The organism is Aequorivita sp. CIP111184, assembly GCF_900489465.1.
Taxonomy (GTDB): Bacteria; Bacteroidota; Bacteroidia; order Flavobacteriales; family Flavobacteriaceae; genus Aequorivita.
In genome coordinates this window covers 335013-360648 of the sequence record NZ_UEFQ01000024.1, presented here as the reverse complement: position 1 = coordinate 360648, position 25636 = coordinate 335013, and the positions used below count along the sequence as shown (strand labels likewise).

The 25636-nt window shown below is 37.0% G+C and carries 23 protein-coding genes; 17 read left to right on the top strand and 6 right to left on the bottom strand.

The window, feature by feature from the left end; translation table 11 throughout:
* From AEQU1_RS10960 to AEQU1_RS10950, 3 genes are all read left to right on the top strand, one after another.
* Complete coding sequence (locus AEQU1_RS10960) at positions 1-1023, top strand: DUF3365 domain-containing protein (RefSeq protein WP_111881098.1); 1023 nt, start codon at positions 1-3, stop codon at positions 1021-1023.
* Positions 1024-1026: 3 nt separating this feature from the next.
* Positions 1027-1608 carry a methyltransferase domain-containing protein gene (locus AEQU1_RS10955; protein ID WP_111881096.1) on the top strand — a complete coding sequence of 194 codons (582 nt, stop codon included), beginning with the start codon at positions 1027-1029 and terminating at the stop codon, positions 1606-1608.
* 79 nt (positions 1609-1687) lie between these two features.
* On the top strand, positions 1688-3028 hold the full coding sequence (locus tag AEQU1_RS10950; protein WP_111881095.1) for a rhodanese-like domain-containing protein: 1341 nt from the start codon (positions 1688-1690) through the stop codon (positions 3026-3028).
* On the opposite strand, the gene upp is transcribed toward AEQU1_RS10950, so the two are convergent.
* Entirely contained in the window at positions 3029-3682 is a 654-nt protein-coding gene (upp, locus tag AEQU1_RS10945; protein WP_111881093.1) for a uracil phosphoribosyltransferase, read from the bottom strand.
* 160 nt (positions 3683-3842) lie between these two features.
* Here upp and AEQU1_RS10940 point away from each other — a divergent pair, with 160 nt between their 5' ends.
* The 9 genes from AEQU1_RS10940 (at position 3843) to AEQU1_RS10900 (ending at position 15123) form a co-directional block, all read left to right on the top strand.
* A complete protein-coding gene (locus tag AEQU1_RS10940) occupies positions 3843-5177 on the top strand; it encodes a cytochrome ubiquinol oxidase subunit I (protein ID WP_111881091.1) in 1335 nt (444 codons plus the stop codon).
* Positions 5178-5179: 2 nt separating this feature from the next.
* The gene (gene cydB, locus AEQU1_RS10935; RefSeq protein WP_111881089.1) at positions 5180-6256 is read left to right on the top strand and encodes a cytochrome d ubiquinol oxidase subunit II; all 1077 of its coding nucleotides are present in this window, start codon (positions 5180-5182) and stop codon (positions 6254-6256) included.
* A 22-nt stretch (positions 6257-6278) separates the two neighbouring features.
* Positions 6279-6581 carry a hypothetical protein gene (locus tag AEQU1_RS10930; RefSeq protein ID WP_111881088.1) on the top strand — a complete coding sequence of 101 codons (303 nt, stop codon included), beginning with the start codon at positions 6279-6281 and terminating at the stop codon, positions 6579-6581.
* 154 nt (positions 6582-6735) lie between these two features.
* The gene (locus AEQU1_RS10925) at positions 6736-8193 is read left to right on the top strand and encodes an NAD(P)/FAD-dependent oxidoreductase (protein WP_111881086.1); all 1458 of its coding nucleotides are present in this window, start codon (positions 6736-6738) and stop codon (positions 8191-8193) included.
* An 11-nt stretch (positions 8194-8204) separates the two neighbouring features.
* A complete protein-coding gene (locus AEQU1_RS10920; RefSeq protein ID WP_181566756.1) occupies positions 8205-8345 on the top strand; it encodes a hypothetical protein in 141 nt (46 codons plus the stop codon).
* Positions 8346-8398: 53 nt separating this feature from the next.
* Positions 8399-8797: a hypothetical protein gene (locus tag AEQU1_RS10915; protein WP_146743743.1), complete on the top strand. Its 399-nt coding sequence runs from the start codon at positions 8399-8401 to the stop codon at positions 8795-8797.
* 141 nt (positions 8798-8938) lie between these two features.
* Positions 8939-13270, top strand: coding sequence for a CusA/CzcA family heavy metal efflux RND transporter (locus AEQU1_RS10910; RefSeq protein ID WP_111881410.1), 4332 nt, complete (start codon positions 8939-8941; stop codon positions 13268-13270).
* Positions 13271-13280: 10 nt separating this feature from the next.
* Positions 13281-14444, top strand: coding sequence for an efflux RND transporter periplasmic adaptor subunit (locus AEQU1_RS10905; RefSeq protein ID WP_111881083.1), 1164 nt, complete (start codon positions 13281-13283; stop codon positions 14442-14444).
* A gap of 94 nt (positions 14445-14538) precedes the next feature.
* Complete coding sequence (locus AEQU1_RS10900) at positions 14539-15123, top strand: hypothetical protein (RefSeq protein ID WP_111881081.1); 585 nt, start codon at positions 14539-14541, stop codon at positions 15121-15123.
* Between the two features lie 106 nt (positions 15124-15229).
* Here the strand turns inward: AEQU1_RS10900 and AEQU1_RS10895 are convergent, their stop codons facing one another.
* From AEQU1_RS10895 to AEQU1_RS10875, 5 genes are all read right to left on the bottom strand, one after another.
* Entirely contained in the window at positions 15230-16657 is a 1428-nt protein-coding gene (locus AEQU1_RS10895) for a bifunctional UDP-sugar hydrolase/5'-nucleotidase (RefSeq protein ID WP_111881080.1), read from the bottom strand.
* Between the two features lie 93 nt (positions 16658-16750).
* Entirely contained in the window at positions 16751-17362 is a 612-nt protein-coding gene (locus AEQU1_RS10890; RefSeq protein WP_111881078.1) for a TlpA disulfide reductase family protein, read from the bottom strand.
* Positions 17363-17379: 17 nt separating this feature from the next.
* Positions 17380-17799, bottom strand: coding sequence for a sulfur reduction protein DsrE (locus AEQU1_RS10885; RefSeq protein WP_111881076.1), 420 nt, complete (start codon positions 17797-17799; stop codon positions 17380-17382).
* The gene (locus tag AEQU1_RS10880) at positions 17796-18203 is read right to left on the bottom strand and encodes a DoxX family protein (protein ID WP_111881075.1); all 408 of its coding nucleotides are present in this window, start codon (positions 18201-18203) and stop codon (positions 17796-17798) included. Before AEQU1_RS10880 ends, AEQU1_RS10885 begins: the two co-directional genes overlap by 4 nt.
* A gap of 111 nt (positions 18204-18314) precedes the next feature.
* Complete coding sequence (locus AEQU1_RS10875) at positions 18315-18665, bottom strand: hypothetical protein (protein WP_111881073.1); 351 nt, start codon at positions 18663-18665, stop codon at positions 18315-18317.
* Positions 18666-18849: 184 nt separating this feature from the next.
* Between AEQU1_RS10875 and AEQU1_RS10870 the strand changes: the two genes are divergently transcribed.
* The 5 genes from AEQU1_RS10870 to AEQU1_RS10850 all read left to right on the top strand — a co-directional run bounded on the left by AEQU1_RS10870 (position 18850) and on the right by AEQU1_RS10850 (position 25593).
* A complete protein-coding gene (locus AEQU1_RS10870; protein WP_111881071.1) occupies positions 18850-19239 on the top strand; it encodes a DUF302 domain-containing protein in 390 nt (129 codons plus the stop codon).
* A 28-nt stretch (positions 19240-19267) separates the two neighbouring features.
* Entirely contained in the window at positions 19268-19840 is a 573-nt protein-coding gene (locus AEQU1_RS10865; protein ID WP_111881070.1) for a cytochrome b/b6 domain-containing protein, read from the top strand.
* A gap of 162 nt (positions 19841-20002) precedes the next feature.
* Complete coding sequence (locus AEQU1_RS10860; RefSeq protein ID WP_111881068.1) at positions 20003-21307, top strand: TolC family protein; 1305 nt, start codon at positions 20003-20005, stop codon at positions 21305-21307.
* A 6-nt stretch (positions 21308-21313) separates the two neighbouring features.
* Positions 21314-22393: an efflux RND transporter periplasmic adaptor subunit gene (locus AEQU1_RS10855; protein ID WP_111881067.1), complete on the top strand. Its 1080-nt coding sequence runs from the start codon at positions 21314-21316 to the stop codon at positions 22391-22393.
* Between the two features lie 2 nt (positions 22394-22395).
* Positions 22396-25593, top strand: a complete 3198-nt coding sequence (locus AEQU1_RS10850; RefSeq protein WP_111881065.1) for an efflux RND transporter permease subunit — start codon at positions 22396-22398, stop codon at positions 25591-25593.
* Positions 25594-25636: the final 43 nt, after the last annotated feature.

Genomic DNA, 25636 nt, shown 5'->3' with positions numbered 1-25636 from the left:
ATGAAATTATTTGCTATAGTTGTATTGGGAAGCATTTTATTTGCTTGCAACACAAAACCCAAAGATTCTTATTCCAGTATTCAAGATGTTTCTGGGGATTTGGCTATGGCCACTCCCCAAGAGCATCCGGGGAAAAAACTAATGGAAAATAATTGTTACGCCTGTCACAATCCAAAAGCTTCAGAAGAAAATATGATTGCCCCGCCCTTTGTAGCTGTAAAGATGCATTATATTTCTGAGGACACTTCTAAGGAAGAATTTGTGAATGCGATGGTTGAGTGGTCCAAACAACCTTCTGAAGAAAAATCTAAAATGCCTGGCGCGATTAAAAAATTTGGATTGATGCCTTATCAATTTTTTCCAGAGAAAACAATCCGGCAAATTGCTAATTATATGTTCGACGATGAAATTGAACAGCCTGTTTGGTTTGGAGAGCATTATAACAAAATGCACGGCGACCGCCCCATGATGAAAGGAAAAATGGGTCGTGGAAGAGGTATGGGAATGAATAAAAACCAAGCTAACACCAACAAACAACTTTCTGTGGAAGAACGCGGGATGGAAATGGCGCTGATTACCAAGGCTGAACTTGGTAAAAACCTTATGGGGCAAATCAAAAAAAATGGAGTAATAGCTGCACTTGATTTCTGTAATGTACAAGCGTTGCCAATAACTGATAGTATGGCTACCCTTTATAAAGCAAATATAAAGCGAGTTACTGACAAACCTAGGAACCCAAAAAATAAGGCGAATGCTGCGGAATTGCAATACCTAGAAAATTTCAAAAAACAAATAGCTGCGGGTGATGAAGTAAAGCCTATTACGGTTCAAATGGGAAATGAAACTGAATTTTATTATCCAATCGTTACCAACTCCATGTGTTTAAAATGTCATGGAACACCAGGTAAGGAATTAGAAATACTTACCTTGAATAAAATTAAGAAGCTTTACCCAACCGACATGGCTACTGGTTATAATGAAAATCAGGTTCGCGGAATTTGGAGTATAAGCTTTGAAAATTAACCTATGAATTTTTACGAAACTTTTTGGAATCACAAATACATTAGTGGGGAAACGGGATGGGATATTGGCTATGTTTCAACGCCTTTAAAAGAATATATTGATCAACTTTCAGATAAAAGTTTAAAAATATTGATTCCCGGAGGCGGTAATTCTTATGAAGCGGAATATCTTTTTAACAATGGATTTGAGAACGTTTTTGTTATTGATATTTCTACGATTCCACTAAAGAATTTATCGGAACGAGTTCCATTTTTTCCAGAGAAAAATTTGATACATTCAGATTTTTTTGAACTTGACGATAGCTTCGACCTTATTTTTGAGCAAACTTTTTTTTGCGCACTCGATCCCGGTTTTCGGAAACATTATGTTTCAAAAATGCACCAATTACTTAAACCAAAAGGAAAGCTTGCGGGATTACTTTTCAATATTCCTCTAAATAATGATAAACCACCCTTTGGTGGAAATAAAGAAGAATATATTTCACTTTTTGAAGAAAATTTCAAAATTGAAAAAATGGAAACTGCCTACAATTCAATTTCACAAAGGGAAGGAAACGAATTGTTTTTTAAACTTAGTAAGAAATAGTTTAAAAAACTTGGTTATAATACTACAATTCATTTTTTAGTCTTAAAAGACTTTTATAAATTGATAAAAAAATATAGATATGAAAATCAAACAGTTTGAATATAAGCCACTTTCGCATTTTTCATACGCCATTATCAGCGATGGAAAAATGGCATTGGTGGATCCAGAAAGAAACCCATTGCAATATTATAAATATGCAGAAGAAAACGATGCCCAGATAGTTGCCGTCTTTGAAACCCACCCTCACGCTGATTTTGTGAGTTCGCACTTACAAATTCATAAAGAAACAGGTGCAAAAATTTATTGTAGCAAAAAAACAGGTGCTGATTACCCAAACGCTTCTTTTGACGATGGCGATGAAGTTTCCATGGGAAATACAATTTTTAGAGCCATTAATACGCCGGGACATTCTCCAGATAGCATAACCATTCTTGCTAATGAGGAAAATAAAACGGCACTTTTTACGGGAGATACTCTATTTGTGGGCGATGTGGGTCGTCCGGATTTACGTGAAAAAGCAGGACATATGAAAGCCAAGCGTGAGGAATTGGCAAAGATGATGTATGAAACCATTCAAAATAAATTTACCGATTTACCAGACACGGCCTATGTGTATCCTGCCCACGGTGCAGGTTCACTTTGCGGAAAAGGAATGAGTGAAGATGCTTCTTCCAGCACGCTGGGTAATGAGCGAGTGGGAAATTGGGCTTTTAAAAAACAAACAGAGGAACAATTTGTGAATCACCTGTTAGACTCCCAGCCTTTTATTCCCCATTATTTTGGATACAATGTGGGCATAAATAAAAATGGTGCGAAGAACTTACGTTCCTCTTTGGGTGGAATTGAATATAAATTAGATATTAAAGAGGTAAATAAAGGAGCTTTAATAATTGATATTCGGGATGAAAGTGAATTTAAAAAGAATCACTTACCTGGAAGTATAAATGTAATGGCGACTTCTGAAACTTCTAAATTTGAAACTTGGTTGGGATCAATTGTTAGACCAGATGAAAAATTTCATTTGGTAGTAGATTCAATTGAAAATGCCGAAGGTGTTCTTCAACGCACAGCTAAGATAGGTTATGAAACCAATGTGGAATCTGTTTTCACCCTTGATGATAAAGATTTAGAAAAATCAATGGGCTTTAATTTGGAAGACTTTAAAAATAACACTGAAAATTATACCATTGTAGATATTCGAAATGAAAGCGAAGTTGCTGACGGTAAATTTTTTAAAAGTGCAATCACTATTCCCCTTCATCAATTGCGGGAAAAAGCAAATGAAATACCAACAAACAAGCCAATTGTAGTGCATTGTGCAGGCGGTTATCGCAGCGCAGCTGGGGCGAGTATTCTTGAAAGGGAATTAAATGTGAAAAAAGTTTTTGACCTAAGTGATGATGTTGAGAACTTCAAATAATTACAGTTTTAGACCAAAGGAAAGATCACCAGCATCGCCTAATCCGGGTAAAATATAGCCGCGATTGTTAAGCTTGTCGTCAACGGCTGCAATCCAAAGATGGGTGTTTTCAGGAAAAATGTCTTCTATGTATTCAATTCCGGGTTTGGCTCCAATAATTGAAATGATATGAATCTGTTTTGGAGTTCCGTGACTTTTAAAAGCTTTAAGCACATTTTCTAAAGTTTTACCCGTGGCCAGCATTGGGTCGGTTAGCACCAAAGTTTTTCCTTCAATAGAGGGAGAAGCTAAATAATTTACAACTACTTCAAAATCGTCACTATCATTAGGATGGTGACGATACGCCGAAATAAAAGCGTTTTCAGCACGATCGAAAAAATTCAGAATACCATTGTGTAGCGGTAATGCAGCTCTTAAAATGGAACAAACAACCAAATCATTTTCCGGAATAAGCATTTCTTTATTTCCCAAAGGGGTAGGTACAACAGCTGCTTTAAAATTTAAAGTTTTACTCATTTCAAAACTGAGAATTTCTCCAATCCGCTCTATATTTTTTCTAAAGCGCATGGAATCTTTCTGAATAGAAACATCGCGCATTTCCAAAATGAATTGATTAAGTATTGATTTTTCGTTGCTGAAATCGTGGACTATCATAATCTATTAAAATTGTACTATTAATTTTTTGAAATAAGTATTACTAAAACAAAATTAAAATAAAGATCCACTAATTTATTAATTAGGTAACAAATGATACAGCAACAAGCGCAACTGCTGATTATATTTGCTTAGTTTTTATCCATTAATTTACTGACCAATGGAAGATATGCTTTTCTACGATAGAATGCAATTTGCATTTACTATCACTTTCCACTACCTGTTTCCACAATTAACAATGGGTTTATCGTTGATAATCGTCTATTTTAAATGGAAATTTCTAAGGACTAAAATTGATAAATACAATGAGGCTGCGAAATTTTGGATGAAGATTTTTGCGCTCAACTTTGCAATGGGCGTAGTTACCGGAATACCTATGGAATTTCAATTTGGAACCAATTGGGCAAAGTTTTCTGAACTTACCGGAGGAATTATTGGTCAAACCCTCGCTATGGAAGGGATGTTTTCTTTTTTCCTTGAATCTTCGTTTTTGGGGTTATTCCTTTTTGGAGAAAAATTAATGGGACAGAAGTTACATTTCCTAACAGGTTTTCTGGTGTTTTTAGGATCCTGGGCAAGTGGCTATTTAATTATAGCGACACATTCGTGGATGCAACATCCCGTAGGGTTTGAAATTTTAGAAAATGGAAAGTTTGTCCTTAATAATTTTGGCGCTTTATTTTCCAACCCTTGGTTGTTACCTTCGTATCTACACAATCAATTGGCCTCAGTTATAACAGCATCTTTTGTAATTGCAGCCATTGGGGCATTTTATCTTTTAAACAATAAACATAGTGATTTTGGAAGGCTATTCGTGAAGACGGGCGTTATTTTTGGATTGATTTCGAGTGTTTTGGTGGCTTTTCCAACAGGAGATTGGGCAGCTAAAAATGTGGTAAAGCATCAACCTGTAACATTTGCGGCTATGGAAGGTATTTTTGAGTCTGAAGATGGAGGTTCGGAAATCGTTTTAGTGGGACAACCAGATGTTGTAAATAAAAAATTGGACAATAAAATTGCAGTACCAAATGTATTGAGTTTTTTAACGTATCAAAGATGGGATGCACAGATTAAAGGGTTGAATGAATTTGATGAAAGTGTTTACCCAACAAATATTCCTGGATTGTATTATTCGTATCATATTATGGTTGGCTTGGGCACCATTTTTATTGGTTTAATGCTTCTTGCCAGTATTCAATTATTTCGTAAAAAGCTCTATAAAACTAAATGGATTTTGTGGTCATTGATGTTTATGTTGCCATTTCCATATATAGCGAACACTACCGGTTGGTATACTGCTGAGTTGGGCAGGCAACCGTGGTTGGTATATGATCTCTTGCGAACTGCTGATGGTATTTCGCCCACCGTGTCCTCGGGAAACACCTTATTCACTTTACTAGGTTTTATTGGTCTTTATCTTCTTTTGGGATTATTATTTTTAATGCTAGCTGGAAAAATTATCAGCAAAGGACCAGAAACCACACAACAAATCTAACTATGGAAATATTCTGGTATATCGTTTTAATGACAATGTTAACCATTTATGTTATTTTGGATGGGTATGATTTTGGAGCAGGAATTATACATTTATTTTTTGCAAAAACCGAAAAGGATAAAAAAGCCATAACAAGCGCCATTGGCCCATTTTGGGATGCTAATGAAGTTTGGCTTATTGCTTCTGGAGGTGTTTTGTTTTTTGCTTTCCCAACTTTATATGCGTCATCTTTTAGCGGTTTTTACTTGCCATTGATTATGATTTTATGGTTGCTTATTTTTAGGGCTATTGGTTTGGAATTACGTGGGCAAATCCATAACAAGATGTGGGAAACTATTTGGGATAAGGCCTTTGGAATTTCAAGTTTATTGCTGGCTTTATTTTTTGGAATTGCCTTAGGAAATGTTGTAAGAGGTGTAAATTTGGGAATGGTTACCGATGGTGTTTCTGCACAGGAACCCCATTATTTCTTTTTGCCATTATGGAATTCAACTTTTAGTCCACACGCAGAGCATTTGGGGATTATTGATTGGTTTACATTGTTACTTGGGGTTGTTGGAGTTGTAGCATTAACAATCCACGGGGCAAACTGGATTATTTTCAAGACCAATTCAGACTTAAACCAAAAGCTTAAAAAAGTGGTTTTCAATTTAAATATTGTGTTATTGGCATTGGTAATAATTTCCTTATTGCTTTGGCATAATATTGAACCAAAACCTTTTCACAATTTTATGGAACATCCTTGGGTTTGGATTTTTCCAATTATTGCATTCACGGGACTTTTCGGTTTGTTTAAAGTAAAATCTTTCAAAAAGGATGGAATGGGATTCTTGTTTTCGTCTTTATTTCTGTTGGGAGGATTAACGAGTACTGTGGCCTCAATATTTCCAAAGGTTTTACCGTCAACAAATGACGTAAATCCTTCCTTAACCCTATATAATGTAGCTGCCCACGAATATGGATTATCAGTGGGTGTGTATTGGTTTATAATTGCTGCAGTTTTAGTTGGTGTTTATATGTTTGTTCAATACCGCGTTTTTAAAGGTAAGATGGACGATGTAGGTTACGGAGAACATTAATTTTTGGTGAAATTCTTTTATTATGACAGATACTCTTATTGCCATCATCAGCATTTTTAGTGGCATTATTGGAGCTAATGTATTTGGTGCAATTAAAAGGAAATATGCGATGGGTTTTACAGCAAACACCATCTCAGGAATTTTTGGCAGTATCTTTTTCATTAAAATCTTCGCAAGACTTGGTTTCGATCCTGTTTCAATAATGCAATCGGGAGAGATGAATGGTTTATTGTTTACAATCAACTTTGTAGTGTCACTATTTGGTGGCGCTATTGGTTTAATGGCGATTAAGATTATAAGAAACGCATTGAATAAAGAGAATTAGAATTTTTATATTTTCTTGTGTGTAACAAAAGTTACTGGACTTCATAATAAAAAATTAGATTTTTGACAGGTCTAATAATCTCACAGCTATATGATTAATATCATTTTAGAGTTCATTTATCTGAAGTAATTTAGACATTTAAAATCGTTGAGAAATGTCAAAAATCGTAATATTGGGTGCAGGAATATCGGGTCACGTAGCCGCAGCACATCTTCGCAGAAAACTGGACAAAACCCACGAAGTAGTTGTGGTTTCGCCCAACAGTAATTATCAATGGATTCCCTCTAATATCTGGGTGGGAGTAGGTAGAATGAAATCAAAGGAAATACTTTTTCCATTGGCACCATTATATAAAAAGAAAGGAATCGGCTTTAAACAGGCCAAAGTGACTTCTTTTTTTCCCGAAGGTGATAGCGAAACCGAAAAACCTTTTGTGATGGCAGAATACGTTTCCGAAGAGAAAAGAGGCGAAACTGAAAAAATTACTTACGATTATCTTATAAATGCTACCGGCCCCAAATTAAATTTTGAAGCTACGGAAGGATTAAACCCAGGAACAAATAAAGCATATTCCGTTTGTACTTATACCCACGCAGATCACGCATGGCAAGGTTTAAGTGCACTTATTGAAGAAATGAAGCAAGGAAAGGAAGCTAGAATTGTAATTGGTACTGGGCACGCCAAAGCAACCTGTCAAGGTGCTGCATTTGAATATATACTGAATGTGGAACAGGAGCTTCGAAGACAAAAGGTTCGCGATAAAGCAAAAATCACTTGGATTTCGAATGAATATCAATTGGGTGATTTTGGAATGGACGGAATGTTGCTGAGCTATGGAAGCAACATAATGAAATCTCACGAAATGGTGGAGATGGTTTTTGAAGATAGGGGAATTGAATGGATCCTTGGGTCTGGAGTGAACAAAATTGAAGATGGGATTGCTCATTATGAAAATTTGGACGGAGAGCTAAAAAATATAGAATTTGACTTTGCGATGTTAATTCCTTCTTTCTCCGGACATGGATTTAAGGCTTTCGATAAAAGTAATCAAGACATAACTGAAAAACTTTTCAAAGGTTTTATGCTGGTTGATGCAGATTATACACCAAAACCTTATGAAGAATGGACTGTGCAGGATTGGCCTGAAACCTATCAAAACCCAAATTATAAAAATATTTTTGCGCCAGGAATAGCATTTGCACCACCACACAGCATCTCTAAACCCCGTAAAAGTCCCAATGGAACAGAAATCTTTCCTGCTCCGCCAAGAACGGGAATGCCTTCAGGAATAACAGCTAAATTAGTTGCCGATAATATAATTGATAGTATAAAAAAACAAAAAGAATCTCTTGACCATAAAGGTTCTATGGGTAATATGGGTGCTGCTTGTATTGCATCTGCAGGTTTTGGGATGACTAAGGGTAGTGGTATAAGTATCACTACATTTCCTATTGTGCCCGATTATAAAAAATATCCAGACACAATGGGAAGGAAATTAGGCAAGACTTTTGGAGAAATAGGTCTTGCGGGCCACTGGTTAAAGCTTGCATTACACTATGCTTTTATTTACAAAGCCAAAATGAGACCTTTTTGGTATTTAATTCCTGAATAAAAAATAAAATTATGACACGCAGAATATCAAATTTCAAACGATTTGTGATGATGAATCCCATCATCCAATTTTTCAAATTTATTTTTTTGAGCATTAAAGTATTACTAATTGTAGCTGGAGGACATGGTGGAACTCGAAAAACGGGTTATTAAGCTGATACTTGTTGTAGATTAATAGAGTATTATTCCATATTTTTGAAAACTAATTGAAAATAATTATCACCATATCGCTTTCATTCCTCGTTTTTTTTCAAAGCGTTGGGCTTGGCATGACGGATATTTTTCTGTTCGGACGTTTTGTGGAACACGCAGAATATCATTCTGAAAACTATGGAGATGATTTTTTCACTTTTTTTGAAAAACACTATGGTTCTTTAAAAACGGAACATCAAAAAAATCACAAGGAAGAAGAGCAAGAACATGAAGAATTACCTTTTCAGCATATTTCTTGCCACCACGCCTTAACTGATATTGTATTGGTTCCTTTTGAAATCCCAATTTTAAAAGCGGAAATAAACACACAAAAATCGCATACATTCCGCTATCAAAATTTATATTCCTCTCTCAAAAAATTCTCCATTTTTCAACCCCCTAAATTTGTATAATTAAATAGACCTTTTTTGGAAATAGTTATTTCCAGATTCTTCTAAGGTCTTGATATGCTGCTTTTTTAGCAGTAAAAATCAATTTTAATTATTTCTATTTTCAGCAGTTCCTTGTTGAAAAATATAAATTTTAAGTTAGTTATGCTATCAAAAATAATTCAATTCAGTATTAAAAATAAACTCATCATTGGGTTGTTCACGTTAGTGCTTGTAGGCTTTGGCGTGTTTTCACTTACACAGTTGTCCATTGGTGCGGTGCCCGATGTTACCAACAATCAAGTGCAGGTAATTACCACTTCGCGTAACCTTTCTACGCAGGATATGGAGCAATTCATAACCTATCCAGTAGAGTTGGAAATGGCGAATTTACCAGGTGTTAAGGAAATTCGTTCCACTTCAAAATTTGGACTTTCAGTAGTTACCATCGTTTTTGAGGAGAATATGGGCACCTATTTACCGCGACAGCTAATTGCGGAAAAAATTCAATCAGCCTCTGAAAACATCCCCGAAGGGTTCGGTACGCCACAGATGGGACCCATAACTACAGGTCTGGGCGAAATATATCAATATATTCTCGATGTAAAACCAGGTTTTGAAGATAAATATTCAACCACGGAGCTTCGTACAATCCAAGATTGGATTGTAAAAAGACAACTCTCTGGAATTCCTGGCGTAGTAGAGGTAAACACCTGGGGAGGTAAGTTAAAACAATATGAAGTCGCAATAAATACCCACAAGCTTAATGCAATGGGCATCACCGCGCAAGAGGTTTTCACTGCCCTAGAAAAAAATAACAGCGTTTCCGGTGGTGGTTATATTGAAAAGGAAAACCAAGCTTATTTTATTCGTGGTGAAGGTTTGGCTTCTTCCTTAGAAGATATTGGGAATATTGTTGTAAAAAACGATAATAGCTTTCCTATTTATATTAAGGATATCGCGAAAGTCCAATTTGGAAGTGCTCCTCGTTTTGGTGCAATTACTGGTAATGGCGAAGGCGAGAAAATCCTTGGCCAGGTAATGATGCTGAAAGATGGCAATTCAAATCAAGTAATTGAAGATGTAAAAATACGCGTTGCGAATATTGCTGAATCGCTGCCCGAAGGTGTTTACATCAATCCCGTTTTGGACCGTAGCGTTTTGATTGGTAAAACAACTTTCACCATAGCAGAAAACCTAATTCTTGGCGTGCTCATCGTAATTTTTGTAGTGGTGCTCTTGTTGGGAAATCTCCGCTCGGGTCTCGTTGTTGCTTCGGTGATTCCATTGTCTTTACTTTTCACGCTTTCGCTGATGTATATTTTTGGCGTGGATGCCAATTTGATGAGCCTTGGTGCAATTGATTTCGGAATTATTATTGACGGCGCCGTCATTATTGTTGAGTTTGTAGCATTTCAAATAAGTAAAAACGCTACAAAACTGAATGCACTTTCTTCCGAAGAAAAACAATTGTCAAAGGATAATCTCACTGTAAAAAGTGCCTCAAAAATGATGAATTCGGCAATTTTTGGGCAATTAATTATTTTGATAGTTTTCATCCCAATTCTGTCGTTAAGTGGGGTAGAGGGCAAAATGTTTAAACCCATGGCGCTTACCTTCAGTTTCGCATTGATTGGTGCAATGGTGCTTTGTTTTACGTATGTTCCAGTAGCAGCTTCAATATTTCTAAAACCAACGGAAACTTCAAAAAGAAATATTTCTGTGCGCATAATGAATTTTCTGAATCGTTTTTACGAACCAACAATTCGTTGGGCGCTGCATACTAAAAAGTTTGTTTTAGGTATTGCAGCATTGATTTTGGTTGCGACCATTTATCTTTTTACCACTATGGGTGGTGAGTTTGTGCCAACGCTGGATGAAGGCGATTTTGTTATCCAACCCGTACTGAAAACAGGTACTTCCCTCAGCAATACAATTGATATAACAACCAATATTGAAAAAATTCTTTTAGAAAAATTCCCCGAAGTAGATCAGGTGGTAAGCCGCATTGGTGCTGCTGAAGTTCCTACGGACCCAATGTCTATGGAAGAGAGTGATGTAATAGTTACTCTTAAACCTAAAAGTGAATGGGTTTCAGCGAATAGTAAAGATGAGCTTGCCGATAAATTTAAGGAGGCGCTCTCAATTATTCCTGGGATGGAAGTGGAATTTACCCAACCCATTGAAATGCGTTTTAACGAATTGATAACGGGAGTACGAGCAGATATCGCTGTCAAAATTTTTGGGGAAGACCTTGATATATTGAACAAAAAGGCCAATGAAATAAAGGGAGTAATAGAAAATGTGGATGGTGCTGCAGATATAACTATCGAAAAAGTAGTGGGACTGCCGCAAATGAACGTAAAATTTGATCGTTCTAAAATTGCCCGCTACGGACTCAACATCGTTGATTTAAACGAAATGATAGCAATGGGTTTTGCCGGCAAATCATTGGGAAGCATTTTTGAAGGCGAAAAACGTTTTGATCTTGTGGTTCGGCTTGATGAAAACAACCGTCAAGACCTTTCAAACCTCCAAAATCTTTATGTTGATACACCTTCTGGTGAAAAAGTGCCGTTGCGCGAGCTTGCGGAAATTAAATATACGAAAGGCGCTGCAAAAATATCACGGGACGATACCAAGCGCCGCATTGTGGTTGGTATAAACGTCCGTAACCGCGATTTGCAAAGTGTTGTTGACGACGTGCAAAAATTGATTGATGAAAACATAAAACTTCCCGTGGGGTATAGCATTGATTACGGTGGTCAGTTTGAAAATCTTCAAAGCGCGAAAAGCAGATTGTTATTTGCCGTTCCTGTGGCATTGGTCCTCATTTTCTTTCTGTTGTATTTTGCCTTTAATTCCGTAAAGGAAGCATTGATGATTTATTCTGCAATTCCCTTAGCGACTGTGGGTGGCGTATTGTTGCTATGGGTACGCGATATGCCTTTTAGTATCTCGGCAGGCGTTGGTTTTATTGCACTTTTCGGAATCGCAGTATTAAACGGAATTGTTTTGATAGAACATTTTAAGGAATTAAAAAAAGAAGGGATGACAGATAAAAAAGAACTGATAGTGCATGGGGCAAAAAATCGACTTCGAGCGGTTTTACTTACAGCGGCAGCGGCAGCACTTGGCTTTTTGCCGATGGCTATCTCAACGGGTGCTGGGGCTGAGGTTCAAAGACCTTTGGCAACTGTTGTAATTGGCGGTTTGGTTACAGCTACACTTTTAACCTTAATCGTTTTGCCAGTGCTATTTTCAATTTTTGATTCAGATAAAAAAGTAATAAAGTTGAAAAGGAAAGGAAAAAAATTGCCTACAGCTATAATCATCTTAATGTTTGGTTTTTCGGGAATGGCTCAGGAAAATACTCAAACTTTGGAAGATTTAAAGCAAATGGCTTTGGAAAACAACGCAGGATTAAAGGCTTCTTCGCTTCAGGTTGACGAAGCAGATGCCTTAATTGGCAGTGCTTTCAGTTTTGATAAAACCACAGTTTTTTATGAGTATGATGAGAATAACTTAGCGCCAAACAATGAACCGCTAAAGGTTTTTGGAGTACAGCAAGGTTTTCTTTTTCCGACGGTTTATTTCGCTGAAAAAAGCGTGAACAAGCGCCAATTTGAAATGCAAAGCAGTCAATATGAACTTCAAAAGCGCAAAACGGAAGGTTTGGTTGCCGCGGCGTTTTATCAATTTCAATTTGAAAAAAACAGGGAACGCGTTTATGAAAGTTTGGACAGTTTGTATCAAAATTTTGCGCACGCAGCCCAACGCCGTTTTGAACTCGGGGAAACTAATTATTTGGAAAAAATAACCGCTCGCGCCAAACAGCGACAATTAGAAACTGATTATAAGCAGAGTAAGGAAAATGTGCAAATTGCAATGGAACGTTTGAAGGCGGTCATTCAATCCAAGGATAGTTTGGTTATTTCTGAACAGCCTTTGGAGAAATTGCAACTTTCACTTCCAAGTTTGGAGAAACATCCCGCAACAGATTATTATCAAAGTAGAAATGAATTTTTTCAAGCAAAGCAAAGTCTGGAAAAGCAACATTTACTTCCCGATATTAGCCTTTCCTATTCTTTGGGAAGCAATTCAGGCTTGAGCCAGAATTTATATGCGTATCAAATTGGCCTTAAAATTCCGTTGCTTTTCAGTGGAAATGCTTCAAAAATTAATGCTTCAAAAATTGCTGTGGATATGAGCCAACAGCAGGCTGAGGATTATAAAATTCATTTGAATTCGCGTAAAGTTCAATTGCTTAATGAAGTTTCAAAATATGAAGAGGCCCTTCAATATTATGAAAATGAAGGGAAATCACTTTCCGAAGAAATTTTAAAAACCGCAAACATCAGTTTTAAAAATGGGGAAATAGACTTTTTTCAATACATCCAAAGTCTTGAAAACGCTTACGAAATTGAATTGCAACACCTAGAAAATCTCAACAACTACAATCAAGCGATTATCGCTATCAATTATTTAATTCTATAAAAATCTCGTTATGAACTATATAAAATCAATTTTGTTGCTTCTCATTTTCACTTTGGTGTCGTGCAATAATTCAAATAAGGAAGTAGTTTCGTCTGCAATTACTTCAGAAGAAACTAATTCAGGAACAATCCATCTTTCAAAAGCACAGTTCGAAAACTCAAAAATGGAAGTGGGCCAACTCACCGAAAAACCTTTTGCTGAAACAGTACATACCAGTGGAGTGATTGATGTGCCACCCCAGAGTAGAGCAGTGATAAGTGCTTTTTCTGGAGGTTATATTAAAAACACGCCCTTATTGGTGGGTAATAAAGTTTCTAAAGGGCAACGTTTGGTAACCCTTGAAAATCCTGAGTTTATCACAATGCAACAGAATTATTTAGAAACAGCAGAGCACCTTTCATATTTAAAATCGGAATACGATCGCCAGAAAATTATGTTTGATGAAAAAATCACCTCACAGCGAAGTTATCTAAAAGCTGAAAGCGAATATAAATCCAATTTGGCGCGCTACAACAGCTTGAAGAAAAACCTTGAAATGCTGAATATGAATCCTGCTTCGGTAGAGGCCGGAAACATTGTTTCGCAAGTGAATATTTACAGCCCGATTGACGGCAATGTAACCCAAGTTTTTGTGAATACCGGCACCTACGTTTCACCTGCAGATAAGATTATGGAAATTATGAACACAGACCATATTCACTTGGAATTGAAAGTGTTTGAAAAGGATTTACTGCAACTCAAAAAAGAACAGGACATCCTTTTTACGGTACCTGAAGCTTCCGATGAAACTTTTAATGGCGAGGTGCATCTGGTAGGAACCTCAATAGATCCAAATTCAAGAATCGCGATGGTTCATGGGCATATTGATGAAAAGGATGAGAACAACTTCACTGCTGGAATGTTTGTTGAGGCCCAGATTATTACAGGTACTTTAAACCAAATGGCACTTCCTGAAAACGCAGTTGTGGAAATGGAAGGTAAAAATTATGTTTTGCTAATTCAAAATGAAGATGCCGAGGGATATGAATTACGATCCATGGAAGTAAAAACGACTGCCAATTATAAAGGTTTTACGGCTATTGAAAAAAACGACCAATTTAAAGCCGATAGCAAATTTTTGACTAAAGGTGCTTTTGTATTATTAAATGAAGAAGGTGGTGGCAACGATCATTAATAGATAATTCTCTAAAAGAATTGCAACTTCTGATTTCCTATCTAATCTCACAAATATTCGTATCTTAAGCCTTCACTTTTTAAAAAGCTTGATCATGAAAAATTTAATATTTGTTTTCGTTTTTGCATTTGCATTTTCGGCATTTTCACAAAGCAAAATTTTACCCAATAATATACAAATTAAAACTGCTGTTTTGGCTGCGCCTGAAATGTACCGTGATGGCGCAACCGTTCTGGGTTATAATTCCGAAGGAAAACTTATTACCTTGCGTGAAGGTACCAACGGAATGGTGTGCCTGGCAGATGACCCAAATAAAGAAGGAATAAGCGTAGCCTGTTACGGAGCCGAATTAGAACCCTTTATGGCACGTGGCCGTGAGTTGGCTGCAGAAGGAAAATCCAATGAAGAAAAGGAAGTAATCCGGAAAAATGAAATAGATGGGGGAACTTTAAAGATGCCTGCAGAACCATCCATGCTATACATACTGGCTGGTGAAGAAAAAGATTATAGTTCAGAAACTGGCGAATTACTTAACAGTAAAATACGCTATGTAATCTACAAACCATATATGACAGGAGAAAGCACTGGCTTACCCACTAAACCACAAGCGCCAGGAATGCCATGGTTAATGGATGCCGGTACACATCGATCCCATATTATGGTTACGCCAGCTAATTAATAAATAAGTTTATTATTTTAAAAGAACTCTTTTCCTAACCCGATATTTCGGATTTAAAGTGAAAATAGAAAAAATTAAAACAATAATTTTTAGCTAGGAAATTGCCCTAAACTAAACGAAAGCTCTTAATTTTATCTGGACTAAAGTCTGGGTTCTCATTTAGATAAACCTTCATCGTTTCTACAGCTTTTTTAGAATGTTCTTTTCTGTTTTTGCCATATTTTTTTGAAACGCCTTGTGTAGTTACAAAACTTACTTTATAGGACTTTTCCAAAATAAGGTGTGTCCCATTATGATAAATTTCTTGAATACGATGCCCATTTGGGTTTTCTATTCGCATATTTATTTGCAAGCCAAAAACTCTTTTTACATAGCCTCCCATCTGTCCAAATGGATCTTTGCAAAAAGTTCTTTCCAGGTTTTCTTCTAACATTTCCTTGATTTCCGCTCCCGAAAGTTCTACGGTAGATACCGGAGGGTTCATGGGAGCTATGTTGTAAAGATCATTTTCAGTGATGCTGCCTATAGCAATAGGAGCGCCATAACGCCAACCATTTGAAAATGCAATATCAGTCTTTGTAACGTAGGCGATGGCTTTCAAAAGAAGATTATCCATCGTTGAATTTGTGGTATTATAACGGTGTAAAACCTCGTCTGTACGACCTAAAACGACCGTTCTTAATTCTTGATAAGGCGCTAATGCTTTTTCGACCAACAATTCTACTTCAGCATTTTTCGATATTGAACTGTCAATTTTTATTAGTTCATAATCACAGTCGTTAATTTGATTTTCCCTAATTTGAAGGGTAAACTTGCCCATAAATGCTCCGTGGCAACCACATTGCACTATACGTGTTCCATTGACCGTGATAGGACTATAAATTCGATTGTGGGTGTGTGCACTTAAACAAATATCAATTCCTTCCACTTGTTTCAAAAGTGCAATATCTTGCGGAAAGCCATTATGGGATAGTAGTATAATTATATTTGCTCCGTCATCCTTCAATTGTTTGATATACTTTGGAACTTCCTCAATTCCTGAAGTAAATTTTAGGCCTTTGCTCATCTGCTTAGGCATTACCTTGTCTACAATCATAGCGCAAATTCCAATGACTCCGATCTTCAGGCCTTCTTTTTCGAACATAACCGTAGGCTGCAAAAAGTTTGAACCGTCTTCATTAAATACATTGCAACCCAATATCGGAAAACTAAATTGTTTACCGATAGCCTTTAAATGCGCGGGTCCGTATGCAAAATCCCAATGCCCTACCAAGGCATCAGGTTTTAAAGTATTCAAGATTGGAATGATCGCTTCGCCTTTAGAATCTACTAACGGTTTGGTACCATGTAAGGTATCACCTCCATCAAAAAGAAGGGTGTTCGGGTTTTCTTTTCTAATAGCTTCAACCAATCCTGCAATATGTGCATAACCGCCTACAATTTCTATTACCTCTCCAGTTTCGTCATAAAATAATTCGGAATGTGGGGCCAAATACCCGTGTACATCGTTTATAAATAAAATGTTCAGTTTCATAATTTCGATATTTTATAATTTTAAATATCACATTATTATTCTTCCTAAAGGGACGGAAAAATTTTCAATTCCCCATCCCTTTTCGGAAAAATACTATTTTAAACTATTAAGGAATTTTTTAAATTCATCACTGTTGTAATCTGCCATTCCCTTATGTGTCAATGCCAGATTTCCATCGGCATCAATAACGTAGGTAGTAGGAATTGCTGAAGATTCATACATACTTGGCAAATTGCTCGCTGGAGCATAAATAGGTAGATTATAGCCCTTTCGTTTATCAAATGCTTTGGCCAATTCAAAATCTTGATCTAGCGATAACATTACAAAAGCCACTTCATCACCCATTTCATCATGTAATTTATCGATGCTGGGCATTTCCGCAATACAAGGAGGGCACCAGGTGGCCCAAAAATTCATAAATATCACTTTGCCTTTCAAACTTTCCAAAGAGGTAATATTACCATCGCTATCTATCAATTTCAAATTGAAGTCTGCTTTGGTAGGTTTTTGAATAGTTGCGGTTTCATTTTCATCTTTACGAACTTGTGCAATCTCTTCCACATCTGGATTCATTAATCCTGTGGCCAAAAGCCCACGTTGTGCAAAGCCAATAACTTCTGTGTGAAGTCCAGTTACGTAAAGTGTAATTGCGATTATGGCAAAAACACCGTATTGTATCCAAGTTTTCTTTTTCTTTTTGTCCATTTTATTTTTATTAAATATTATAAACTTAAACTTTTGTATCCCTTTTTCTGAAGTTGGAAATTGTATAAAATTCCATTATCCACAATTTTGATGTCCTTCGGAAGTTCACTATTAGCTACATTAAATTTCTTCAATGAGAAACCGCAGGCAACAATAGTTGCACCTATTTTTTTGGCTTCGGTGAGATGCGGTTGTAATTTTTCAATATCTGTTAAATCACCTATTTCTTTGCCACATACTATAATTTCAAAACTGCCAAAGTTTGCGCCATCTTCTTCTGCTAGTGTTTTTGCAGCAAGCAAAATGGGTTTTAATTGTGCTACTTTTTTTGTAAGCACCACATAGTTTTGTGTTTTACTTTCTTGTGAATAGGATTGTTGTGTGTTTCCTAAAATTAAAAAGATTGATAATATTATAGTTGAAATAATTGCTTTCATAATTTTTCGTTTTTAAAGGTTTTTATATCGTTTAGAATAAAAAATAATAGGCCGCCAGCGATGGCGATATTTTTAAATAGGGGGCCAAGACTGGTAATTTGCCCTATTTGAATTGTAATGGTTATGGGTATTAATACGAACAATAAAATAATAGCAGCCCAGCGGGTTTTAAAGCCTATTAAAAAGCTTATTCCTGCGATCAGCATGACAATTCCGGAAAGTATTACTAGCAGTTCTAGATTTCCGAAAAAATTTGCAAAACCCTTAAATTGAGCCATTTCAATACGCCGAACGGTTTTTTCGATATTTACTAAATGGCCGAAACCCGCCGATAAAAATATCCCGCTCACCATAATACGAAGCAGTTGTATAGAACGCCTGCTTACCGTTATAATTGGAGTCATAATTATAAAGTTAAATAAGTAATTTGTGATTTTATTGGTCGAGGAAATAGACTTCCTGATACGTGGAATCTATTGGTGTGACCAATGAGTAATTTTTAACTAAAGAAGAAGTTAAACTCGGGGAGGTATGTAAAATCGTTCTGCAAATAGATTTATGTGAAGGGCGTCTTCAAAGATGTATTCCTTAAAATTATCTTTAACAGTAAAGAACGTAAAAGAAGTAGTTTTAAAGTTGAAAACTGTAGTGCAAATTGCTGAAATCTCAAAGGAACTCGAAGCTGAATTATCTACTTTATAAGAATCTGTTTTATTTGAGCTGGTTTTCGCTTTTTTACAAAATGGATGAACGACAGTAACCTCTTTACCCGTTAAAACCTCCAGCAAGCTGGCAGATTGGGAAAGCATGAGGTTCATTAAAAAAAGACCTGCTAAAACAAAGGCTATAAGGTTCTTCGAATTCATTAAATGCAAATTTATGATTTTTGTTTTTTTTGAATGTAACAAAGGTTACAAAACCTCAGAATTAAAGAAAAAATTAACAGATAGGAGTTACTTTTAAAATTATATGATATTTGTCACATATTCTCCCATTTTTCAATCATACATTTGTTTATGAATGTTTAAGTAAATTAAATAAGCTAGAATCATGAGTTACTACATAAGCACAACATTAAAAAACACAACTTTTAAAGACGCTATTGAAAAGACAACGGCGGCTTTAAAAGAGGAAGGTTTCGGGGTATTGACCGAAATAGACCTAAAAGCTACCTTAAAAAAGAAGTTGGACGCAGACTTTTATAATTATACCATTCTCGGTGCTTGTAATCCACAAATGGCGTATCAAGCTCTGCAAGCAGAAAATAAAATTGGGACGATGCTTCCCTGTAACGTAATTGTTCAGGAGCGCGAACCCGGAATTATAGAAATTTCGGCAGTAGATCCTGCAGCTTCAATGATGGCTGTGGAAAATGATTCTTTGGGAGATATTGCCAAAGATGTTCAAAAGAGGTTAACCAAAGTTATTCAAAGTATCTAGAAATATTCATTAATTTAAAACGAGACTTATGGAAACTGTAAACTATTCTAAAACCTATAGAATAATCCATTGGGCTATCGCAATTACCTTTCTACTTCTATTATTAACAATTTTTCTGAGATTGACTTGGATGAATAAAAATAATATGGCAGATATTATACAGGCTTATCTCAGTGGTACCGATCAATCGCTATCTAGTGAGCAGCTCATCGATCTAGCAAAACAGATAAGAAAACCTATGTGGGACTGGCATATTTATTTAGGGTATGTTTTAACAGGATTGTTCAGTTTACGCTTCATTTTACCCTTTTTTGGAAGTATGAAATTTCAAAGTCCATTACTTAAAAACTTAACCACAAAGCAGAAATTTCAGAAGTGGTCTTATATCGTTTTTTATGTATGCGTAGTTGTTTCTTTGGTTACAGGACTTGTAATAGTATGGGGTCCAAAAAGTTTAAAAGGAGTAATGGAAGAAATTCATATACTGGGTATTTATTACCTAATCGCATTTATCGCTATCCATATTGGAGGAATATTAATAGCAGAATTTACAAATCAAAAAGGAATTATTTCAAGAATAGTGCGTGGCTCTGATGATTGATTCACAAAGTATTTAGGAGCGTTTCTTAGTTGGTTCGTTCCTTAAATGTGAAAATTTTTTAGTTATAGAAAGCACCTCCAACAGGTGCTTTTTTGTTTGGTAACATTAGTTACTGACCAAGCTTGTTTTCTGGCGTATGTTTGCATCAAATTTAATATAGCAATGAAGATTAAAAATATAATTACACTAATAGGTTTGTTGCCCGCGATATTCTTCGCACAGCAAACTGTTCCCATTTCCAAAGCAGAAGTGCTGGAAAAGGTGGTTCAACAAAACAATAAACTAAAAATCGGCGAGCAGCAAGTTCTTTCCGCAAAAGGCGATTATAACCAGACCAATGCTGTCTTTCTGCCCAATATTACTGCTTCTCATAGTGGAACTGCGACTACCAATCCGTTGATGGCTTTTGGTTTTAAACTGAATCAGGAAATAGTTACTCAATCAGATTTTGATCCGAATAAATTGAACAATCCTTCACAGATTAATCTGTTCGCTACAAAATTTGAGGTTCAGCAACCCATTATAAATGTTGATGGAATTTTTCAGCGAAAAGCTGCGAAAGCAAAATGGCAAGCAACCCAAATGCAGTTGGCTCGCACGGGAGATTACCTTTCCCTGGAAACTGAAAAGGCATATATGCAGTTGCAATTGGCTTATAAAAGTGTGGACGTTTTGGAAAACGCTTTAAAAGCTGCTAATGAAAATTTCCGTTTGGCTAATAATAGTTTCAAACAAGGTTACTTACAGCAAAGTGATGTTTTGGCGGTACAAGTGCGCGTTACCGAAGTGGAGAACCAACTACAATATGCAAAAAGCAATGTGATTAACGCTTCAGAATATCTGGCGGTTTTAATGAATGAGGAAGTATCTGGTGTTTTAAAACCCACGGATTCCCTTATGGTTTCTTCGGAATTAAACCCAGTTGAAAGCCTTTCCGATTCCAGAGCCGATATTCAAGCTATGGAATTTGTAGCAGATGCATACAAACAAAATTACAAAGCAGATAAAATGACTTTTCTGCCAAGGTTGAATGCTTACGGAAGCTATGAACTTTATGACGATCAGATTTTTCAAGCAGATGCCAGTGGATATTTATTCGGCGCGGCCTTAACGTGGAATCTTTTTGAAGGCTCCAAACGTTTCGGAAAAACCCAAAAAAGCAAAGCCGAATTCAACAAAGCAAACCTCGAATTAGAACAATATAAAGCCGATAGCCAATTGGAGCTTAACAAGGCGCGACGTATGTTTCAAGACGCTAAGAGCAATTTAAAATTAACTGAATTGGCGCTCGAACAATCAAAAGAAGCACTTCGAATTCGAACCAATAGATTTGGGGAAGGACTAGAAAGAACAACCGATTTATTGAGTGCTGAAACTCAGTTTTCACAGAAACAGTTGGAGTATTTCAACACCGTTTTTCAGCATAATTACGCCTTGGCATACCTTCAATTTTTAACAAAAAACTAATCAGTAATGAAAAAAATATATACCATACTTTTATTTTCGGCGGTTCTCAGTTTTACTGCCTGTAATAATTCTTCCGAAGAAAAGAAAATTGATAGTACTCCTGCTGTTCCCGTAACGGTGAGTTCTGTAGCTGCAGAAAACAACACGCCGTTTTTAACCGCCAGCGGAAAAATAGAAGCTGCGAATAGCGCAACTCTAAGCACCCGTATGATGGGGTTTGTGGATAAAGTTCTTGTAAACGTTGGTCAAAAAGTTACAAAGGGGCAATTGTTGGTGAGCATCAATAACTCAGATCTTTCAGCAAAACAAGCGCAGACAAGCGCAGGAATAACTGAAGCACAAGCTGCTTTCAATAATGCAGAAAAAGATTATCAACGGTTTCAAAACCTGTTTGCAGATAACAGTGCAAGTCAAAAGGAACTTGATGATCAACGCGCCCGGTACGAAATGGCAAAAGCCAGATTGGAAGGTGCAAAACAAATGAAAAATGAAGTGCAGTCGCAGTTTGCTTATGTAAATCTTCGCGCTCCTTTTAACGGGGTTGTTACAAGCAAATCCATTGAAGCTGGCGATATGGCTAATCCCGGCGCACCTTTAATTTCAATTGAAGGTCCAGGGAATTTTGAAGTTACTGCTTCAGTTCCTGAAAGTGAAATTTCAAAAATAAAATCTGGGACCGAAGTAAAAGTGATTGTAAAATCTTCAGATAAAATACTTCCGGGGACGGTCACCGAAGTGAGTACTTCCGCAAAAAACACAGGCGGGCAGTACTTGGTTAAAGTAGTTTTAAACAAAACCGACGAGAGTATTCTTTCGGGAATGTATGCTACGGTTCAATTTCCCATTGAAAAGAAAACCGATGTTACTACAGTATTAGTGCCAACGGAAGCATTAGTAAAACGCGGTCAATTAACTGGAATTTACACGGTGAGTCAAAATAATACCGCTCTCCTTCGCTGGTTGCGACTTGGGCGCACTTATGGCGATAATGTGGAAGTACTTTCTGGCTTAAATGCAGATGAAAATTATATTATTTCTGCCGATGGAAAACTTTTCAACGGTGCTAAAATAACCATTAAACAATAATCATGAAGGACGGATTTGCTGGCAAAATTGCCAAGTTATTTATAGGCTCGAAGCTTACAGTGCTTTTGATGATTGTGTTTATGGTCATCGGAGTTTACAGTTCGTTTTTGATACCGCGTGAAGAGGAACCGCAGATTGATGTGGCAATGGCCGACATTTTTGTGGGCTACCCCGGCGCATCTCCAACGGAGGTTGAATCTAGGGTTGTGAAACCTTTGGAAAAATTGGTTTCCAATATTCCTGGGGTGGAGTATGTATATTCCACTTCTTCCGAAGAAGGGGCAATGGTAATCGTACAGTTTTATGTGGGGGAAGATATTGAACGTTCCTTCGTAAAACTTTACAACGAAATGAACAAGCATATGGACCAAATGCCTCCGGGTGTAACTATGCCGCTTGTAAAACCGCGCGCCATTGACGATGTGCCAATGTTGGGAGTCACGCTTTGGAGTGAAAGTTATGACGATTTTCAGCTGAAACAAATTGCTGACGAACTTACACAGGAAATTGAAAAAGTGGATATGGTTTCCACAACCCACAAAATTGGGGGTCGTGATCGCCAATTGCGGGTTATATTGGACAAAGACAAATTGGCCGCTAGTGGTTTGGACTTTTTAACGGTTGCCGAAATGATAAAGGCAAATAACCAGCAAATGAGTTCGGGCAGTTTTGATAAAAACGATACTGAGTTTTTGGTTTCAACTGGCAGTTTCCTAAAATCTGCAGCCGATGTTGAAAACTTAGTTGTTGGCGTGCAGCAGAACCAGCCTATTTATTTGAAGCAGGTGGCCATTGTATTTGACGGCCCCGAAATTCCAAGTAAATATGTTTCCTTCGGATTTGGAGGAGCTAGTGAAAATCTATCGAAATACGCTTCGGAATATCCAGCTGTAACCATTTCGGTAGCGAAAAGAAAAGGAGCCGATGCAATGAAAATCGCAGACGTGATTATCGATAAGGTAGATCATTTGCGAAGCAACCTAATTCCAGATGATGTTCACGTAGAAATCACACGAAATTACGGCGAAACAGCGTCCAACAAAGTTTCGGAACTCCTAATGCACCTTATAGGCGCCATTATTGCTGTAACTTTAGTGGTAATGCTGGCCATGGGCTGGCGTGGTGGTTTGGTAGTTTTCCTTTCGGTGCCCATTACCTTTGCGCTAACGCTTTTGAGCTATTATTTACTCGACTATACACTAAACAGAATTACACTTTTCGCCTTGGTTTTCGTAACGGGAATTGTAGTGGATGACTCCATTATTATTGCGGAAAATATGCACCGGCATTTCAAGATGAAACGCTTGCCGTTTAAGCAAGCCGCTATTTACGCGATAAATGAAGTAGGAAACCCAACCATTTTGGCAACATTCACGGTTATAGCTTCTGTATTGCCAATGGCTTTTGTTTCCGGATTGATGGGCCCTTATATGTCGCCAATGCCTATTGGAGCTTCCATTGCAATGATACTTTCGCTATTTGTTGCTTTAACCATAACACCTTATTTGGGTTATATTTTCCTTCGCGAAAAAGAAAAAAAAGGAAAAGCACCCAAGCCAGAAAAACCATTAGAAAGCACCTTCATATATAGAATTTATTCAAAATTTGAAATGCCTCTAATCGAAAATAAAAAAACGCGTTGGCTGTTTCTGGGAACAACTATAGTACTTCTTTTGGGGTCCATGATGTTGTTTTTTACAAAATCGGTTGCAGTGAAAATGCTCCCTTTCGACAATAAAAACGAAATGCAAGTAGTGATCGATATGCCCGAGGGAACTACTTTGGAACGCACTGCAGTTGTTACTCGCGAGATTGGACAATACCTTTCAACACAGCCTCTCGTGGTTAATTATCAAAACTACATAGGTACCTCGGCGCCGATAACTTTCAACGGTTTGGTGCGTCATTACGACCTTCGTGGGGGTAGCAATAATGCGGATATACAAGTAAATTTGATCGATAAGGAAGAACGGGATGAACAAAGCCACGATATAGCAAAATTAGTTCGCCCGCATATTCAGGAAATCGGGAAGAAATACGGCGCCAACGTTAAAATAGTGGAAGTGCCACCAGGACCGCCTGTACTTTCAACCATTGTAGCTGAAGTTTACGGTCCTAATTATGACCAACAAATTGCAGTTGCAAAACAACTTGAGAATATATTAAACGAAACGCCAGATGTTGTAGATGTAGATTGGATGGTGGAGGCGGATCAAACGGAATACGAATTCATCATAGACAAAGAGAAAGCAATGCGCTATGGCGTTTCGCCCCAACAGATTGTTTACACAATGAATATGGCGCTTTCAGATAAGCCTGTAACCAATCTTTACGATGAAAATGTAACCGATCAAGTAGGAATATTATTGGCGTTGGACGAAAAGGAAAAATCAACTATCCAAGATATTTCGCAGTTGAAAATTACTTCCAAGCAAGGCAATATGGTTTCGGTGGGCGATTTGGTAAATATTGAGGAAACTACCCGAGCAAAAAGTATTTATAGGAAAAACCAAAAGCGAGTCGTTTATGTCTTGGCTGATATGGCTGGAGAACTTGAAAGCCCTGTGTACGCTATTCTGGGAATGACCGATAAACTGAATAAAATAAAATTGCCAGCGGGTTATAAAATGAATGAATTGTACTTGGAGCAACCTGAATTTGAAGACGATTTCACAGTGAAATGGGATGGTGAATGGCAGATAACCTTAGAAGTATTCCGAGATTTAGGAATTGCTTTTCTAGGTGTAATTATCATCATTTACATTTTGATTGTAGGTTGGTTTCAAAACTTTAAAGCACCAGTGGTTATGATGGTTGCTATTCCTTTGTCATTAATTGGAATTATTGTGGGCCATTGGGTTTTGGGTGCTTTTTTCACTGCTACCTCCTTTATTGGGATGATTGCTTTAGCAGGAATTATGGTACGGAATTCTGTGCTATTGATAGATTTTATAAATTTGAGAACTGCAGATGGAATCCCCCTTAAACAAGCCGTTATTGAAGCCGGAGCAGTAAGAACTACCCCAATTTTATTAACCGCTGGAACGGTTGTGATAGGTGCATTTGTAATACTTTTTGACCCCATTTTTCAAGGACTTGCCATTTCATTAATGGGTGGAACTATTGTTTCCACTGTGTTAACATTGCTTGTTGTGCCTTTAGTTTATTATATGATTGAACGTAAAAATTATAAAGAGTAAAGACAAAAGACCGCTACGCTATAATACGTACGACGAAATAATT

Excerpts from the sequence above, each read along its gene's own strand:
- AEQU1_RS10885 (WP_111881076.1), bottom strand. The coding sequence starts at position 17,799 with ATGAAAGCAATTATTTCAACTATAATATTATCAATCTTTTTAATTTTA.
- AEQU1_RS10880 (WP_111881075.1), bottom strand. The coding sequence starts at position 18,203 with ATGACTCCAATTATAACGGTAAGCAGGCGTTCTATACAACTGCTTCGT.
- AEQU1_RS10940 (WP_111881091.1), top strand. The coding sequence starts at position 3,843 with ATGGAAGATATGCTTTTCTACGATAGAATGCAATTTGCATTTACTATC.
- AEQU1_RS10855 (WP_111881067.1), top strand. The coding sequence starts at position 21,314 with ATGAAAAAAATATATACCATACTTTTATTTTCGGCGGTTCTCAGTTTT.
- AEQU1_RS10860 (WP_111881068.1), top strand. The coding sequence starts at position 20,003 with ATGAAGATTAAAAATATAATTACACTAATAGGTTTGTTGCCCGCGATA.
- AEQU1_RS10920 (WP_181566756.1), top strand. The coding sequence starts at position 8,205 with ATGACACGCAGAATATCAAATTTCAAACGATTTGTGATGATGAATCCC.
- AEQU1_RS10900 (WP_111881081.1), top strand. The coding sequence starts at position 14,539 with ATGAAAAATTTAATATTTGTTTTCGTTTTTGCATTTGCATTTTCGGCA.
- AEQU1_RS10895 (WP_111881080.1), bottom strand. The coding sequence starts at position 16,657 with ATGAAACTGAACATTTTATTTATAAACGATGTACACGGGTATTTGGCC.
- cydB (WP_111881089.1), top strand. The coding sequence starts at position 5,180 with ATGGAAATATTCTGGTATATCGTTTTAATGACAATGTTAACCATTTAT.
- AEQU1_RS10870 (WP_111881071.1), top strand. The coding sequence starts at position 18,850 with ATGAGTTACTACATAAGCACAACATTAAAAAACACAACTTTTAAAGAC.
- AEQU1_RS10875 (WP_111881073.1), bottom strand. The coding sequence starts at position 18,665 with ATGAATTCGAAGAACCTTATAGCCTTTGTTTTAGCAGGTCTTTTTTTA.
- AEQU1_RS10905 (WP_111881083.1), top strand. The coding sequence starts at position 13,281 with ATGAACTATATAAAATCAATTTTGTTGCTTCTCATTTTCACTTTGGTG.
- AEQU1_RS10865 (WP_111881070.1), top strand. The coding sequence starts at position 19,268 with ATGGAAACTGTAAACTATTCTAAAACCTATAGAATAATCCATTGGGCT.
- AEQU1_RS10850 (WP_111881065.1), top strand. The coding sequence starts at position 22,396 with ATGAAGGACGGATTTGCTGGCAAAATTGCCAAGTTATTTATAGGCTCG.
- AEQU1_RS10960 (WP_111881098.1), top strand. The coding sequence starts at position 1 with ATGAAATTATTTGCTATAGTTGTATTGGGAAGCATTTTATTTGCTTGC.
- AEQU1_RS10955 (WP_111881096.1), top strand. The coding sequence starts at position 1,027 with ATGAATTTTTACGAAACTTTTTGGAATCACAAATACATTAGTGGGGAA.
- AEQU1_RS10930 (WP_111881088.1), top strand. The coding sequence starts at position 6,279 with ATGACAGATACTCTTATTGCCATCATCAGCATTTTTAGTGGCATTATT.
- AEQU1_RS10950 (WP_111881095.1), top strand. The coding sequence starts at position 1,688 with ATGAAAATCAAACAGTTTGAATATAAGCCACTTTCGCATTTTTCATAC.
- AEQU1_RS10890 (WP_111881078.1), bottom strand. The coding sequence starts at position 17,362 with ATGGACAAAAAGAAAAAGAAAACTTGGATACAATACGGTGTTTTTGCC.
- AEQU1_RS10910 (WP_111881410.1), top strand. The coding sequence starts at position 8,939 with ATGCTATCAAAAATAATTCAATTCAGTATTAAAAATAAACTCATCATT.
- upp (WP_111881093.1), bottom strand. The coding sequence starts at position 3,682 with ATGATAGTCCACGATTTCAGCAACGAAAAATCAATACTTAATCAATTC.
- AEQU1_RS10925 (WP_111881086.1), top strand. The coding sequence starts at position 6,736 with ATGTCAAAAATCGTAATATTGGGTGCAGGAATATCGGGTCACGTAGCC.